The 13,746-nt window shown below is 73.4% G+C and carries 13 protein-coding genes; 8 read left to right on the forward strand and 5 right to left on the reverse strand.

Annotated elements, in window-relative coordinates:
* Positions 1–357 precede the first annotated feature (357 nt).
* The gene (locus ACIRS4_RS26595; RefSeq protein ID WP_404200750.1) at positions 358–1,269 is read right to left on the reverse strand and encodes a LysR family transcriptional regulator; all 912 of its coding nucleotides are present in this window, start codon (positions 1,267–1,269) and stop codon (positions 358–360) included.
* 94 nt (positions 1,270–1,363) lie between these two features.
* Here ACIRS4_RS26595 and ACIRS4_RS26600 point away from each other — a divergent pair, with 94 nt between their 5' ends.
* Both ACIRS4_RS26600 and ACIRS4_RS26605 read left to right on the forward strand, forming a co-directional pair.
* Positions 1,364–2,473: an EamA family transporter gene (locus tag ACIRS4_RS26600; protein ID WP_404200948.1), complete on the forward strand. Its 1,110-nt coding sequence runs from the start codon at positions 1,364–1,366 to the stop codon at positions 2,471–2,473.
* Positions 2,470–3,102, forward strand: coding sequence for a GNAT family N-acetyltransferase (locus tag ACIRS4_RS26605; RefSeq protein ID WP_404200751.1), 633 nt, complete (start codon positions 2,470–2,472; stop codon positions 3,100–3,102). The genes ACIRS4_RS26600 and ACIRS4_RS26605 overlap by 4 nt, the downstream gene beginning before the upstream one ends.
* A 46-nt stretch (positions 3,103–3,148) precedes the next feature.
* On the opposite strand, the gene ACIRS4_RS26610 is transcribed toward ACIRS4_RS26605, so the two are convergent.
* Both ACIRS4_RS26610 and ACIRS4_RS26615 read right to left on the reverse strand, forming a co-directional pair.
* Complete coding sequence (locus ACIRS4_RS26610; protein WP_404200753.1) at positions 3,149–4,567, reverse strand: MFS transporter; 1,419 nt, start codon at positions 4,565–4,567, stop codon at positions 3,149–3,151.
* Positions 4,568–4,741: 174 nt separating this feature from the next.
* Positions 4,742–5,542, reverse strand: a complete 801-nt coding sequence (locus tag ACIRS4_RS26615; RefSeq protein ID WP_404200950.1) for a sugar phosphate isomerase/epimerase family protein — start codon at positions 5,540–5,542, stop codon at positions 4,742–4,744.
* Positions 5,543–5,602: 60 nt separating this feature from the next.
* Here ACIRS4_RS26615 and ACIRS4_RS26620 point away from each other — a divergent pair, with 60 nt between their 5' ends.
* Both ACIRS4_RS26620 and ACIRS4_RS26625 read left to right on the forward strand, forming a co-directional pair.
* Complete coding sequence (locus tag ACIRS4_RS26620; protein WP_404200755.1) at positions 5,603–6,250, forward strand: ArsR/SmtB family transcription factor; 648 nt, start codon at positions 5,603–5,605, stop codon at positions 6,248–6,250.
* A gap of 11 nt (positions 6,251–6,261) precedes the next feature.
* Positions 6,262–6,465 carry a hypothetical protein gene (locus ACIRS4_RS26625; RefSeq protein ID WP_404200757.1) on the forward strand — a complete coding sequence of 68 codons (204 nt, stop codon included), beginning with the start codon at positions 6,262–6,264 and terminating at the stop codon, positions 6,463–6,465.
* A 129-nt stretch (positions 6,466–6,594) separates the two neighbouring features.
* Here ACIRS4_RS26625 and ACIRS4_RS26630 read toward each other — a convergent pair whose 3' ends face one another.
* Positions 6,595–7,641 (reverse strand): LacI family DNA-binding transcriptional regulator, encoded by a 1,047-nt coding sequence (locus tag ACIRS4_RS26630; protein ID WP_404200759.1) that lies wholly within the window; start codon positions 7,639–7,641, stop codon positions 6,595–6,597.
* A 309-nt stretch (positions 7,642–7,950) separates the two neighbouring features.
* Here ACIRS4_RS26630 and ACIRS4_RS26635 point away from each other — a divergent pair, with 309 nt between their 5' ends.
* The 4 genes from ACIRS4_RS26635 to ACIRS4_RS26650 all read left to right on the forward strand — a co-directional run bounded on the left by ACIRS4_RS26635 (position 7,951) and on the right by ACIRS4_RS26650 (position 13,236).
* Positions 7,951–9,108 (forward strand): Gfo/Idh/MocA family protein, encoded by a 1,158-nt coding sequence (locus tag ACIRS4_RS26635; protein ID WP_404200761.1) that lies wholly within the window; start codon positions 7,951–7,953, stop codon positions 9,106–9,108.
* The gene (locus tag ACIRS4_RS26640; RefSeq protein WP_404200763.1) at positions 9,105–10,256 is read left to right on the forward strand and encodes a dihydrodipicolinate synthase family protein; all 1,152 of its coding nucleotides are present in this window, start codon (positions 9,105–9,107) and stop codon (positions 10,254–10,256) included. Before ACIRS4_RS26635 ends, ACIRS4_RS26640 begins: the two co-directional genes overlap by 4 nt.
* A 35-nt stretch (positions 10,257–10,291) precedes the next feature.
* On the forward strand, positions 10,292–11,092 hold the full coding sequence (locus ACIRS4_RS26645) for a sugar phosphate isomerase/epimerase family protein (RefSeq protein ID WP_404200952.1): 801 nt from the start codon (positions 10,292–10,294) through the stop codon (positions 11,090–11,092).
* Positions 11,093–11,415: 323 nt separating this feature from the next.
* Entirely contained in the window at positions 11,416–13,236 is a 1,821-nt protein-coding gene (locus tag ACIRS4_RS26650; protein ID WP_404200765.1) for an alpha/beta fold hydrolase, read from the forward strand.
* A 148-nt stretch (positions 13,237–13,384) separates the two neighbouring features.
* On the opposite strand, the gene ACIRS4_RS26655 is transcribed toward ACIRS4_RS26650, so the two are convergent.
* Entirely contained in the window at positions 13,385–13,732 is a 348-nt protein-coding gene (locus tag ACIRS4_RS26655; RefSeq protein ID WP_404200954.1) for a DUF6177 family protein, read from the reverse strand.
* Positions 13,733–13,746: the final 14 nt, after the last annotated feature.

A 13,746-nucleotide genomic window follows, 5' to 3' on the forward strand; every position in this document is an offset into this window, starting at 1 on the left:
CCGGCCGGCGGGCCGGGCGGGGCTTTCCGGTGGCGCACGGTACCCGGGGCGGGGCCGCCATCGGCGCATTGGCGGGGGCGCGCCGGTGACGGGGCGTCCGGACCCCGGACCGCACGGTTCGGTCCCGCCCGGTACGGCCCGGCCCGGTGTGGCGGCCCGCGCCTGCGGCCGTGTGCTGTCACGTGGCTCGGCCGGGCTCGGTCCGGCGCGGCACGGCTCAGTCCTGCACGGCTGGATCCGGCCCGGCCCGGCTCCGTCCGGCGGCCCGGCGCGATTCGGCCTGGCCCGACCGGCCCGGACGAGTCGGCACGGCGGCCGTGGCCTTCCGCCGGGGCTCGTGCGCGGCCGCCAGGTGGCTCAGTGGGCGGCCGCCACCCTCGGCCAGTGTTCGCGCAGTGTCCGTACCGTCTCCGCGATGGCGGGTCGGCGTGCCGCGCCCGTGCGCCACAGCGCGTACAGCCGCCGTACCGGCATCGGGTCCAGCGGCACCTCCACCACGCCCGCCGGCAGCGGCCCGCGCCCCAGCCGCGGAATGAGGGCGACACCGAGGCCGGCGGCGACCAGGGCGACCAGGGTCGGGTTCTCCTCGGCCTGGTGGACGAGATCCGGCTCGTGCCCCGCCGCGCGCAGCGTGCGCAGCAGCCAGTCGTGGCAGACCCGGCCCGGCGGCTGGCAGATCCACCGCTCGCCGCCCAGCTCCTCCCGCCGGACGGCGCTCCGCCCGGCGAACGGATGCCCCTCGGGAACCAGCAGGTCGCACAGGTCGTCCCCGATCACCGCCTGCTCCACCCCCGCCGGGGCGGGCAGCGGCGCGATGTCCCAGTCGTGGGCGACGACGAGGTCGACGGCGCCTTTCGCGACCAGGTCCACGGACAGATCGGGGTCGACCTCGGTGAGACGGGTGTCCAGCGCCGGGTGCCGGTCCGCGAGGTCGGCCAGCACGGCGGGCATCAGACCGCGCGCCGCCGAAGCGAACGCGGCCACGCTCAGCCGCCCCGCCGGAACGCCCCTGCGCTCCTCCAGACCGGTCTCCGCCCGCTCGATGATCGTCAGCAACTCCTGTGCGGTGGAAGCGAGTTGAAGAGCCTCGTCGGTGAGGCGGACGCCGCGCCCCTCCCGCTCCAGCAGAGTGGTCCGGGTCTCCCGCTCCAGCTTCGCGATCTGCTGGGACACGGCCGACGGCGTGTAGCCGAGAGCGGCGGCCGCGCCGCCGACGGTGCCGTGCACGGCGACGGCGTGCAGGGCGCGCAGGCGCTGGAGGTCGAGCACGACGGGCTCCTCACGTAAGCATGGCTTCATCCCATCATGCAGCAATCATCGCTGGTGCTTCACAGTCGCGCGACGAGATCCTCGACGCATGCGCCTGCCCCCCTCTCATCTCGCCCTCGCCGTCCTGGTCACAGCCGTCTGGGGCGTGAACTTCACCGTCATCGAGATCGGCCTCGACCACTTCCCGCCGCTCCTCTTCTCCGCCCTGCGTTTCCTTGTGGCCGCGCTGCCCGCCGTGTTCTTCGTGGGCCGCCCCAGGACGGCGTGGAAGTGGATCGTCGCGGTGGGCCTGGTGCTCGGGGTCGCGAAGTTCGGGCTCGTGTTCGTCGGGATGGACGTGGGAATGCCGGCCGGACTGACCTCCCTGGTCCTCCAGATACAGGCGGTGTTCACGGCGGGCATCGCCGCGGTCGTTCTCGGTGAACGCCCCACCCCGCTGAGGGTGTTGGGCATGGCCGTGGCCCTCGCGGGCATCGCCGTGGCCGCCGTTGACGAGGGCTCCACGGGCCCGCTCGGCGCCTTCGCGCTGGTCGTGGCGGCGGCGGCGTGCTGGGGTGCGTCGAACGTCCTCACCCGCAAGGCCTCCCCGCCGGACGCCTTGAACTTCATGGTGTGGGTCAGCACCGTCCCCGTCCTGCCGCTGCTGGGCCTGTCCCTCCTCACGGAAGGCCCGTCCCGGGACTGGGCGGCGCTGCGCACGCTGGACTGGCAGGGCGTGAGCACGATCGCCTTCGTCGCGTGGGTATCGACAGTCTTCGGCTTCGGTGCGTGGGGCTGGCTCCTGCACCGCCATCCGGCATCCATGGTGGCCCCGTTCTCCCTCCTGGTGCCCGTCTTCGGCATGAGCGCGGCGGCGGTGATCCTGGGCGAACCGGTGAGCGGCCTGCGCGGCTGCGCGGCGGCGCTGCTGGTGGGCGGAGTGGCGCTGACGTCACTGGCGCCGGCGGGGCGGAGTACGGCGGGGGCGCCGGGGGAGCCCGGGACGCCGCCGGCTCCCGTCGCCCCGCCGAACCGTCGGTCACCGGCCCCGGCCCGGATACCGGCCCGGATACCGGCCCGGATACCGGCCCGGATACCGGCCCGGACACCGGTCCCGGTCCCGGCGCACTTGCGAAACCCGGTCGACGACTCCCGCCACGTGCGCGAGACTTCCCCCGGTTTCGACGACACGTTCGCACAGCCGCGGAAGGACATCGCCGGGTGAGTTTCCGACTGGAGGGGCAGGCTCTGGAGGGGGCGCTCGTGCGCCTGGAGCCGCTGGAGCACCGGCACGCCGACGACTTGGCGGTGGCGGCGGAGGAGAACCGGGGGACGTACGCGTACACGTGGGTCCCGCGGGCCGACGAGGTCGGCGACTACGTGGACGCGCAGCTCGCCCGCGCGGCGACGGGCCGGCTCGCGCCGTACGCCCAGATCTCGCTCGCCACGGGCCGGGCGGTCGGCGCCACCTCGTACTGGGAGCCGCGCTCCTGGCTGGCCGAGGACCGCCTGGACGCCGTGGAGATCGGGTTCACCTGGCTGGCGGCCTCGGCGCAGGGCACCGGCGTCAACGCCGAGGCCAAGTTGCTCCTCTTCCGGCACGCCTTCGAGGAATGGGGCGTCTCACGGGTCGACCTGAAGTCCGACGCCCGCAACAGCCGTTCCCGCGCGGCCATCGAGAGCGTGGGCGCCCGCTTCGAGGGCGTCCTGCGCAACTGGTCCCGTTCCTGGGCCCCCGGCGAGGACGGCCGCCTGCGCGACACGGCGGTCTTCTCGATCACGGCGGAGGAATGGCCCGAGCGGCGTGTCCGGCTCGAGGAGCGGGTGGCGAGGTTCCGGGCACGGACGAGGTGACACCGGCCGCCACGGGGCCACGACGGCCGCGCCCCTCCGGCACAGCTCAGGGCCCGGCCGGGGCGGCGGCCGCCGGTCCTTCGGGTTCCTGAGCGGCGCCGCCCGGCGAGGCCGGGTCCGGCGCGGCCGAGGCCGACGGGGCCCCGCCCGGCGGGGCGGCGAGCAGCGGCGGGGACTCGTGCGGGGGAATCCTCTTCGGCGGCAGCCGATCCGGGGCGCCCCTCTTCGACGACACCCTCCGGGACGTGGTCCCGCCCCGCAGTTCGGGGGTCATGGCGGCCACCGCCGTCACCGCGAGAAGGCACAGCAGACCGCCGCCGACCAGGGCGGTCGCACCCGAGGTCCAGCCGGCCACCACACCGCCGCGCAGACTGCCCAGGTGCGGGCCCGCCTGGCCGACGACGGTCTCGGCCGCCGTCACCCTGCCGAGCAGGGAGTCCGGGGTGCGGGTCTGCACGATCGTCGTACGGGACAGCACGGCCACCGCGTCCGCCGCGCCGGCCAGGACGAGCGCCCCGAGGCAGGCCCACGCGTTCGGCATCAGCCCGAACAGGGCCAGGGCCACGCCCCAGGTGGCGGAGGCGCACAGCATCACCGGCCCCGGACGGGCGAGCCGTGTGACGGGCCCCGAGAACGCGGTCGCCGCCACCCCGCCCACCGCGAGCGCCGACAGGAAGAGGCCCAGGGTGTGCGGATCACCGCCGAAGCGTTCCGCGTTGACCAACGGGAACAGACTGGTCGGCATCGCCAGCACGGTCGCGGCGAGGTCGGTCAGCAGCGCGCCGCGCACCACCCGATGCCCCGTCAGGAACCGCAGTCCGTCGAGGACGCCGTGCAGGCCCGGGCGGGACCTCTCGCCCTCGGGAGGCAGCGCGGGCAGGCCGAACGCGCCGTAGAAGGCGAGGCCGAAGCTGAGGGCGTCCAGCAGATAGCAGACGCCGATGCCCCACCACCCGAGGACGACGCCGGCGACGGCCGGGCCGAGCAGCATCATCGCCTGGCCCGTGACCTGGTTCAGCGCCAGCCCCGCGGCCACCTGGTCCCCGGGCAGCAGCCGCGGCACGAACACGCCCGCCGCCGGCGCCCCCACCGCCCCGAACGACGCCTGCACCGCCACCAGGGCCAGCACGACGGGCACCGGCACATGGCCGGTGAAGCCCTGCACCGCCAGCAGCACGGAACAGGCGGCCTGTCCGACCGTCGCCATCAGATACACCCGGCGCCGGTCGGCCCGGTCCACCCACGCCCCCGCGAACAGCCCGACCGCGACCATCGGCACCGCCTGCGCCAGCCCGACGGCACCGCTCCAGAAGGCGCTGTGGGTCATGTCCCACACCTGGAACATCACGGTGACCATGGTCATGAAGCCGCCGAGCGTGGACACCGTGCGCCCGATCAGCAGCCGCCGGAAGACGGGGGAGGTGCGAAGGGGACGGACGTCGAGGAGGGTACGGCCGAGACTCATGACGCCGACGGCGCGACGGACGGCGCGGAACGCGCTGGGGGCTGAGGCACGGCGCGGAGGCTAACCCGCGCCGCCACCGCCCCGCCAGCCGATTAACAGCCGACTCGGGCTGCTACGGCCGGACGCGATCAACAGCCGACTCGGGCCGCTACGGCCGGGCGCCGTCCCGCCCGCTCACGCCGACTCGTTCAACAGCCGCCCCAGATGCCGCCGGCCGGCCTCCAGCAGCCCTTCCAGCGGTTCGGCGGCCTCGTACCACCGCTTCTCGTACTCCCAGCACAGCCAGCCGTCCCAGCCGTGCCGGGAGAGGACCTCCACGCACTCGGCGAGCGGCAGCACGCCCGCGCCCAGCGCCAACGGGGTGGTGTCCTCGGTCGAGGCGATGTCCTTGACCTGGACGTACCCGAGATACGGCGAGAGCGCCGCGTACGTCTCCAACGGCTGCTCGCCGCCCCGCCAGGTGTGCATCACGTCCCACAGCGCACCCACCTGCCGGTGCCCGACCAGGCCGAGGACGCGCGTCGCGTCGGCGCCGGTCGCATGCGAGTCGTGGGTCTCCAGCAGGATCCGTACGCCGAGGTCGGTGGCGAACTCGGCGGCCACCCCGAGCCGCCGGGCGGCGACGGCGTCCGCCTCGGCGGGGGACTGCCCGTCGGCGCCGCCCGGGAAGACCCGGACGTAAGGCGCGCCCAGGTCGCGGGCCAGCTCGGCGAGGTCGCGGATCTCCTCGATGACGGCGTCGTCCTCACCCGGCGCGGCCACGCGCGCGTACCCCGCGACAGCGAGGAGTTCCACCCCGGAGGCCTTGAACGCGGCCGCGACCTCGGCCCGTCGGTCCGCCGGAAGGCCGGGATGCACCGGCTCCTCCGGGTGGGCGCGCAACTCGACGCCGTGATAGCCGTGCGCGGACGCGAGCCGCAGCACCTCGTCGATCGACAGTCCGGGGACACCGAGGGTGGAGAAGGCGATCTTCATACCCATCGACCCTACTCCACGGTCTTGCAAAGAGACCTTTGCAAAGCTACCTTTGTAACCATGGATGAGCCCCAGAAGCCGTTGGGCCCGCAAGGCCCACAGGATCCGTCGGTCCGCAGTCTCGACGCGCGCTCGCTGCGCGGGCTCGCGCACCCGCTGCGCATGCGGCTGCTGAACGAGCTTCGGCATGAAGGGCCGGCGACCGCCTCCCAACTGGCCTCCAGGCTGGGCGAGTCCAGTGGGGCCACCAGTTACCACCTGCGCCAGCTCGCCGCGCACGGCTTCGTCGAGGACGCGCCGGAGCGCGGCAAGGGGCGGGAGCGGTGGTGGAAGTCGGTCCACCGGGGCGTGAGCTTCGACGGCGCGCTGCTGGAGGACCACGACCCCGAAGTGCGCGGCGCGGCCGACCTGTTCCTGCACGAGGTCGCCAACCACCACACCCGGGAGCTGGCGACCTGGCTCGGCACCCGGCACGAATGGTCCGAGGAGTGGAACCGTTCCTCGGACATGAGCGACTGGACGCTGGAGCTGACCCCCGAGCAAGCCGCCGAACTCATCGGCGAGTTGCACGACATCGTGGGCCGCTACCGTGCGTCGGCCCTCGGCGGCGGCGCCCCGGACGCCGAGCGGGTGCGCGTCCACACGCACCTGATCCCCACCCGCACGGACCGTACGGACCCGACCGACCCCACGAACCCTTCGGACTGAGAGGCCGCCCGATGCATCCCGAGACCTGCCTCGCCCTGCACCGCGTCCACGCCGCCGCACTCCGCGCGGACGCCGACGCCCACCGCCTCGCGGCGGCGGCCCGACGCCCCCGTGACGTGCGCACCCGCCTCGGCTGGACCCTCGTGGAACTCGGCCTGCGCCTGGCGGCCGCCCCGCGGCCGGCGGCGGTCGCGCTCCACGGGGCCCTCCGCTGACAGCGCCGGTGACGCGGGGGCGTCAGTCCGGCCGGGGAACCGACCTGGCCGGTCGCGCCCGCGCGGCGGAGCCGCACATCGATGCCGCCCCGCGCCCCTCTGTCCCCCGGAGCTCCTCAAGTCCCCGCGTCAGCCCCGCGGCACCCCCGAGGATCCCCGCACCATCAGCTCGCCCCGCACCGTGGTGATCCCGCCCGGCGGCGGCTCCTCGCGGCCCATGGCGATGCGGCCGGCCCGTGCCCCCGCCTCGGCCAGCGGCAGGCGAACCGTCGTCAGCGAGGGCACCGCGTCGATGCTGAAGGGGAGGTCGTCGAAGCCGGCGACCGAGACGTCCTCCGGGATGCGCAGTCCCGACTCCCTCAGCGCGGCGCACGCGCCCAGGGCGACGGAGTCGTTCGCGGCGACGACCGCCGTCAGGGACGGGTCGCGGCGCAGCAGTTCCAGCGTGGCCTCGTAGCCGGACTGCCGGTCGTAGCGCCCGTACACCGTCCGGCGGGGGTCGTCCTCCATCCCGGCCGCTTCGAGCGCGGCCCGGTGGCCCTCCAGCCGGTGCCGGGTCGTGGTCCGCTCCTCCGGGCCCGCGATGTAACCGAGGTTCCGGTGGCCGAGCCCGATCAGATGCTCGGTGAGTTCCCGTCCCCCGCCCCGGTTGTCGAAGGTCAGCGCGATCGCGCCGGTGCCGTCGGCGGGTGGGCGCCCGCACAGCACGACCCGCGTCCCCGCCTCCGCCAGCTTGCGCAGCTTCGCCGCCACCGCCGAGGCGTGCGGCTCGTGCTCCACGGCGCCGCCGGTCAGCACCACGGCCGCCGCCCGCTGCCGCTGCAACAGGGTCAGATATGTCAGCTCCCGCTCCGGGGAACCCCCCGTGTTGCACACCACCGCCAGCCGCTCGCCGCCGGCTCTGCCGCCGGGCCCCCCGATCTCCGACTGGATCGCGCTCGCCATGATCCCGAAGAAGGGGTCGGCGATGTCGTTGACCAGGATGCCCACCAGGTCGGAGGTCGCGGCCGCCAGCGCGCTCGCCGGCCCGTTCAGTACGTAGTCCAGCTCGTCCACCGCCCGCAGCACCCGTTCCCGGGTGGTTGCGGCCACGGGATAGTTCCCGTTCAGCACGCGCGACACCGTCGCGGGGGAGACCTGCGCGCGGGCCGCCACGTCCGCCAGGGTCACCGTCATCTCGTCGTCCTCCGGTCGCGCATCTCGTCGTACTCCGTCGTTCGCCCACGTAGACAGCCATGCCAGGGGCATGGTTCCTGGGCGTGCCGAGCAGACCTTACGGCCAGGAGCTCCGTTTGTTCGCCCCCTCGAACAACTCGGGATGGACACGGTCTTGTCCGGACCAGTGGTCAGAGGCTAGCTTCTCATCAGATAGAAAGCGCTTGCTGCATCGCTGATCAGGACAAGGCGTCGACGCAGCGCTCATCCGCGACAAGCCGCGTACGAGACGCGCACAGCGCCGCCTACGACGCCTACGAAGGGACCGACGTGACACGCAAGACGGTGCGTATCGCCATGAACGGCGTGACCGGGCGCATGGGCTACCGCCAGCACCTGGTCCGCTCCATCCTGGCCCTGCGCGAGCAGGGCGGACTCGACCTCGGCGACGGCACCGTGCTGTGGCCGGAACCGATCCTCGTCGGCCGCCGCGAGCACGCCCTGAAGACGCTCGCCGAGCAGCACGGCCTGGGCCTGGACAACATCTCGACGGACGTGGACGCGGTCCTCGCCGACGACAGCGTGGACATCTACTTCGACGCCCAGGTGACCTCCGCCCGTGAGGGGGCGATCAAGAAGGCGATCGCCGCCGGCAAGCACATCTACACCGAGAAGCCGACCGCCACCGGTCTCGAAGGCGCGCTGGAGCTCGCCCGCCTGGCCGACGCGGCGGGCGTCAAGCACGGCGTCGTCCAGGACAAGCTCTTCCTCCCCGGCCTGCTCAAGCTCAAGCGCCTCATCGAGGGCGGCTTCTTCGGCCGGATCCTGTCGATCCGCGGCGAGTTCGGCTACTGGGTCTTCGAGGGTGACTGGCAGACCGCGCAGCGCCCCTCCTGGAACTACCGTGCCGAGGACGGCGGCGGCATCGTCGTCGACATGTTCCCGCACTGGGAGTACGTGCTCCACGAGCTGTTCGGCCGCGTGAAGTCCGTCCAGGCTCTCACCGCCACCCACATCCCGCAGCGCTGGGACGAGAACGACAAGCCCTACGACGCCACCGCCGACGACGCCGCCTACGGCATCTTCGAGCTGGAGGGCGGCGCGATCGCCCAGATCAACTCCTCCTGGGCCGTCCGCGTCAACCGCGACGAGCTGGTGGAGTTCCAGGTGGACGGCACGGAGGGCTCCGCCGTCGCGGGGCTGCGCAACTGCCGTGTCCAGCACCGCAGCTCCACTCCCAAGCCGGTGTGGAACCCGGACATCCCGGCCACCGAGGTGTTCCGCGACCAGTGGCAGGAGGTCCCGGACAACCAGGTGTTCGACAACGGCTTCAAGGCCCAGTGGGAGCTGTTCCTCAAGCACGTCTACGCCGGCGCCCCCTACCAGTGGGACCTGCTGGCCGGCGCCCGCGGTGTCCAGCTCGCCGAGCTCGGCCTGAAGTCCTCGGCCGAGGGCCGCCGCCTCGACGTCCCGGAGATCTCCCTGTGACCATCCAACTCCCGGACGCATCAGGCGCTTTGCGGACGTACGAACCCCGCCCCGAACCCCTCGCCCTCACCTCGGGTGCCCCTCTCGCCTCCCGTACGGTCTTCTCAGCGGCGCACGTCGTCGCCGACCCCTTCGCGGACGTGTCGCCCGACTCGGCCGCCGCCGTCGACTGGGACGCCACCCTCGCCTTCCGCCGCCATCTGTGGTCCCACGGCCTGGGTGTCGCGGAGGCGATGGACACCGCCCAGCGCGGCATGGGCCTGGACTGGGCCGGCGCGGCGGAGCTGATCCGCCGCAGCGCGGCCGAGGCCAAGGCGGTCGGCGGACGCATCGCCTGCGGCGTCGGCACCGACCAGCTCACCGCCGGCACGCTCGCCGAGGTCCGCTCCGCCTACGAGGAGCAGCTCGCCCTCGTCGAGGCCTCCGGCGCCCAGGCCATCCTGATGGCCTCCCGCGCGCTGGCCGCCGCCGCCCGGGGACCCGAGGACTACGTGGAGGTCTACGGGCACCTGCTCCGCCAGGCCTCCGAGCCGGTGGTCCTGCACTGGCTGGGCCCGATGTTCGACCCGGCGCTGGAGGGCTACTGGGGCTCCGCCGACCTGGACGCGGCGACCGACACCTTCCTCGAGGTCATCGCCGCCCACCCGGACAAGGTCGACGGCATCAAGGTCTCGCTGCTGGACGCCCGGCGCGAGGTCGACCTGCGCCGCCGCCTCCCGCAGGGCGTCCGCTGCTACACGGGCGACGACTTCAACTACCCCGAGCTGATCGCGGGCGACGAGCAGGGTTTCAGCCACGCGCTGCTCGGCATCTTCGACCCGCTGGGGCCGCTGGCCGCCGAGGCCGTCCGGGTCCTGGACACCGGCGACACGGCGGGCTTCCGCGCGCTGCTCGACCCCACCGTCGAGCTGTCCCGCCACCTCTTTCAGACGCCCACCCGCTTCTACAAGACGGGCGTGGTCTTCCTGGCCTGGCTGGCCGGCCACCAGTCGCACTTCACGATGGTCGGCGGCCTCCAGTCGTCCCGCTCCCTGCCGCACTTCGCCCGCGCCTACGAACTCGCCGACGGCCTGGGCCTGTTCCCCGACCCGAAGCTGGCCGAGGAGCGGATGAAGAACCTGCTCGCCCTGTACGGAGTCACCCAGTGAGCGATCCGGACCTGAGCCGCTTCTCCATCAACCAGATGACGGTGAAGCAGCTGTCGCTGCCCGAACTCGTCGGCGCCTGCCGCGACCTGGGCGTCGTCAACGTCGGCCTGTGGCGCGAGCCGGTCCAGGAGCACGGTCTGGAGGCGACGGCCAAGCTGGTCCGCGACGCGGGCCTGACGGTGACGACACTGTGCCGGGGCGGCTTCCTCACGGCGATCGACCCGGACGCGCGGAACGCCGCCCTGGCCGACAACCGCCGGGCCGTCGACGAGGCCGCCGCCCTCGGCACGGACACCCTCGTCCTGGTCTCCGGCGGCCTCCCGCCCGGCTCGAAGGATCTGCGCGCCGCCCGCGAGCGCATCGCGGACGCGCTGGCCGAACTGGGCCCGTACGCCGAGGAACACGGCGTACGGCTGGCGATCGAGCCGCTCCACCCGATGTACGCCTCCGACCGCTGTGTGGTCTCCACCCTCGCTCAGGCCCTGGACCTCGCGGAACGCTTCCCCGCGCACCAGGTCGGCGTCACGGTGGACACCTACCACATCTGGTGGGACGACCAGGCGCCGGCGCAGATCGCCCGCGCCGGCGCCGGGGGCCGGATCCACTCCTTCCAGCTCGCCGACTGGACCACCCCGCTGCCCGAGGGCGTCCTCACCGGCCGCGGCCAGATCGGCGACGGCGCGATCGACATGCGCGAGTGGCAGGGCTACGTGGAGGCGGCCGGCTACACCGCCCCGATCGAGGTCGAACTCTTCAACGACGTCCTGTGGTCCCGGGACGGCCACGAGGTGCTCGCGGAGACGGCGGCGCGGTTCGTGGAGCACGTGAACCGCTGACGTGGTCGGGGGTGGCCGGGGGGCCCGCACTTTCTGGACGCCCCGCCCACCCCCCTCCTCATGTCGTCATTCGAACATGCCGGGCTGTCGGTCGCCGGCGGGCTGCTGGACGATGACGTTCACGCCGCGACCATGAACGTCATCGCGACCGGGCTCTCCACGTCCCGGCGCACCGTCGCCGACGGGCGCGTGCGTGACCCCATCGGACCCGCCGGAGTGCGGCGCACGAGTGGTCTTCGCAGGCTGGCGTCAGACGCCCCCGCCACGTGTGACGAGTTCGATCGGTGCCCGTGAGTCGCCCGGTACCGGTACGGAAGGACGACATGCCCATACGCAACCGCCGCACGGCTGCCGCAGCCGCCTTGTTCCTGACCGGTCTGACGGTGCTGTGCGCGGCCCCGGCCCACGGCACCCCCGGCGTGGCCGCCACCCGCCCTCAACAAGGTCTGTCACCCGGACGGACGGCCGGTGATGCCATGCCCGCACGTTCGACAGCCGCCACGCACACCGTCGCCTCCGGACACACGCTGTGGGACATCGCCCGGCGGACCCTCGGCGACGCCCCGCGGTGGGACAGCGTCTACACCCTCAACCGGCAGACCATCGAGGACGAGGCCCGTCGGCACGGACACGCCTCCAGTGACCGGGGCCACTGGATCTTTCCGGGAACCGTGCTCGCCCTGCCGCAGCCCCCGCCCGCGCGGCCGCATCCGTCGTCGCGGTTCGTGCCCGCTCCGTGCCCGACCACGTACGGAGAACTGAAGGACACCCGCTGCGGCTTCCTCGTCGTGCCGGAGAACCGGGCCCACCCGTCCTCGCGAACCCTTCGCCTGGCCGTCGCGCTCGTCCGCTCCGCCTCGCCGAGGCCGCACCCCGATCCGATCGTGTTCTTCACCGGCGGGCCCGGCGCGGACGCCATCGGGAACATAGCGGAACTCACGGATGCCGGGGTGAATCGCGACCGCGATCTGGTCGTCCTGTCCCAGCGCGGGACGCTCTCGTCCCAGCGGCCGCTGACGTGTCCCGAGATCGACCGCTTCTACCAGGAGCGGGTCCACCTCCTCTACGACGCACCCTCCACCGGAGACCGGTACGCCCAGGCGGCGGCCCGGTGCCGCGAGCGACTGACGTCCCGGGGAACCGATCCGGCTGCCTACGACACCAGCGAGAACGCCGCCGACGCGGCGGATCTGCGCAAGGCCCTGGGAATCCGGCAGTGGAACGTCCTCTCGCATTCCTACGGCACGCAACTGGCGCTGACCTACATGCGCATGTTCCCCGAAGGGGTCCGCTCCGTGACCGTCGACGGCGTCGTACCGCCGTCCGTGGCGACGCCCGGGTGGACGTGGAGCAGCATGAGGGAGTCGTTCGAGGGCATCGTGAGCGCCTGCGCGGCCCGGCCCTCCTGCCGTCAGCGCCACCCCGACATCGGTGCCGCCTTCCTGCGCATGGTGCGTCAGCTGGAGGCCCGTCCGGTCACCACGCACGTGACGGTGCCGCAGGTCGGGAAGGTGAAGGTGGTCCTCGACGGCGGGGCGCTGCTGAACTGGATGGTTCGTGCCAGTCACACCCCCGACACCTTCCCGCTGGGCGTGGACGAGTTGGCCGACGGCCACCCCGAGCGCATCGCCGAGCAGTGGGCGGCCGCCTGGCTTCCCGGCTCGCGAGGGATGTTCGCTCACGGGCTGTCGCTGAGCGTCTGGTGCAGCGAATGGGTTCCGTTCGAGACCCCCGGCGAACAGCTCGCCAAGGCGCTGCGAGCCTTCCCCGAGCTCCCCCGCTCGGTCCTGGCCCAGGCTCCCCAACTGCCCTTCCTGCGGCAGGCATGCCAGGCCTGGGACGTCCCGAAGGCACCCGACTCCGTGCGTGAGGTCACTCGGAGCGGCATCCCCACCCTGGCCATCTCCGGGAGTTTCGACGCCCAGACCGGCGCTCAGTGGGGGCGCTACGTGACCCGGACGCTCTCCCGCTCCACGGTGGTGACCCTGGCCGGTGTCGCCCACGGGACGTTCGACCATCCGTGCGGGGCAAAGGTGATCACCTCCTTCTTCGACGACCCCGGGAACCCGGACACCCGGTGCGTGAGCTCGGTGAAGCCGGAGCCGTTCGTCATCGGCGGGGAGGGAGCCGGTACCCGGAAATGAGGGCCCCTCGTCGCCCGGCCCCGGCCCAGTGCGCTCCGCGCCACCCGGACCGACCGGCCCCACGCGGTGGTCCCGCCGCGCGGTTTCCTGAACGCGGCCGCGGCGCTGCGCGACCGTCTCGCTGGGTCCGGCGACGACGGCGGCCGCGTCAGCCCCGCCCGTCCGTACCCGGCACCCCGGCCCGCAGATGCGCCGCCAAGCGCTGCAGCCCGACGAGAGCGCCGGCGTCCGACCCGTCCCCCAGCGGGTAGTGCAGGGCGGGCTCGGAGGCGGGCCCCAGGACGCGGGGCCGTACCTCGACGGGCGGGCGGCGGGCGTGAGTGAGGCCGATCTCCCGCACGTCCCGCGCGCCCAGCGGGAAGGCGACCGGGAGGGGCGGCGCCTGGAGCACGGGCGCGGTGACGAGGTCGCGGGAGGCCCGTCGCACCGAGGTGAGCATCGTCGTCAGGCCGTGCTCCGCGACGAGGGCCTCGGCGAGGGGCGCGATCTCCTCCAGGGGGCAGTGTCTCG

It is taken from the genome of Streptomyces sp. NPDC101166, assembly GCF_044768125.1.
Lineage (GTDB): Bacteria > Actinomycetota > Actinomycetes > Streptomycetales > Streptomycetaceae > Streptomyces.

Coding starts and splice junctions, on each gene's coding strand:
- ACIRS4_RS26630 (WP_404200759.1), bottom strand. CDS start 7,641: ATGACGGTGACCCTGGCGGACGTGGCGGCCCGCGCGCAGGTCTCCCCC.
- ACIRS4_RS26610 (WP_404200753.1), bottom strand. CDS start 4,567: ATGAGTCTCGGCCGTACCCTCCTCGACGTCCGTCCCCTTCGCACCTCC.
- ACIRS4_RS26615 (WP_404200950.1), bottom strand. CDS start 5,542: ATGAAGATCGCCTTCTCCACCCTCGGTGTCCCCGGACTGTCGATCGAC.
- ACIRS4_RS26645 (WP_404200952.1), top strand. CDS start 10,292: ATGACGGTGAAGCAGCTGTCGCTGCCCGAACTCGTCGGCGCCTGCCGC.
- ACIRS4_RS26650 (WP_404200765.1), top strand. CDS start 11,416: ATGCCCATACGCAACCGCCGCACGGCTGCCGCAGCCGCCTTGTTCCTG.
- ACIRS4_RS26625 (WP_404200757.1), top strand. CDS start 6,262: ATGCATCCCGAGACCTGCCTCGCCCTGCACCGCGTCCACGCCGCCGCA.
- ACIRS4_RS26620 (WP_404200755.1), top strand. CDS start 5,603: ATGGATGAGCCCCAGAAGCCGTTGGGCCCGCAAGGCCCACAGGATCCG.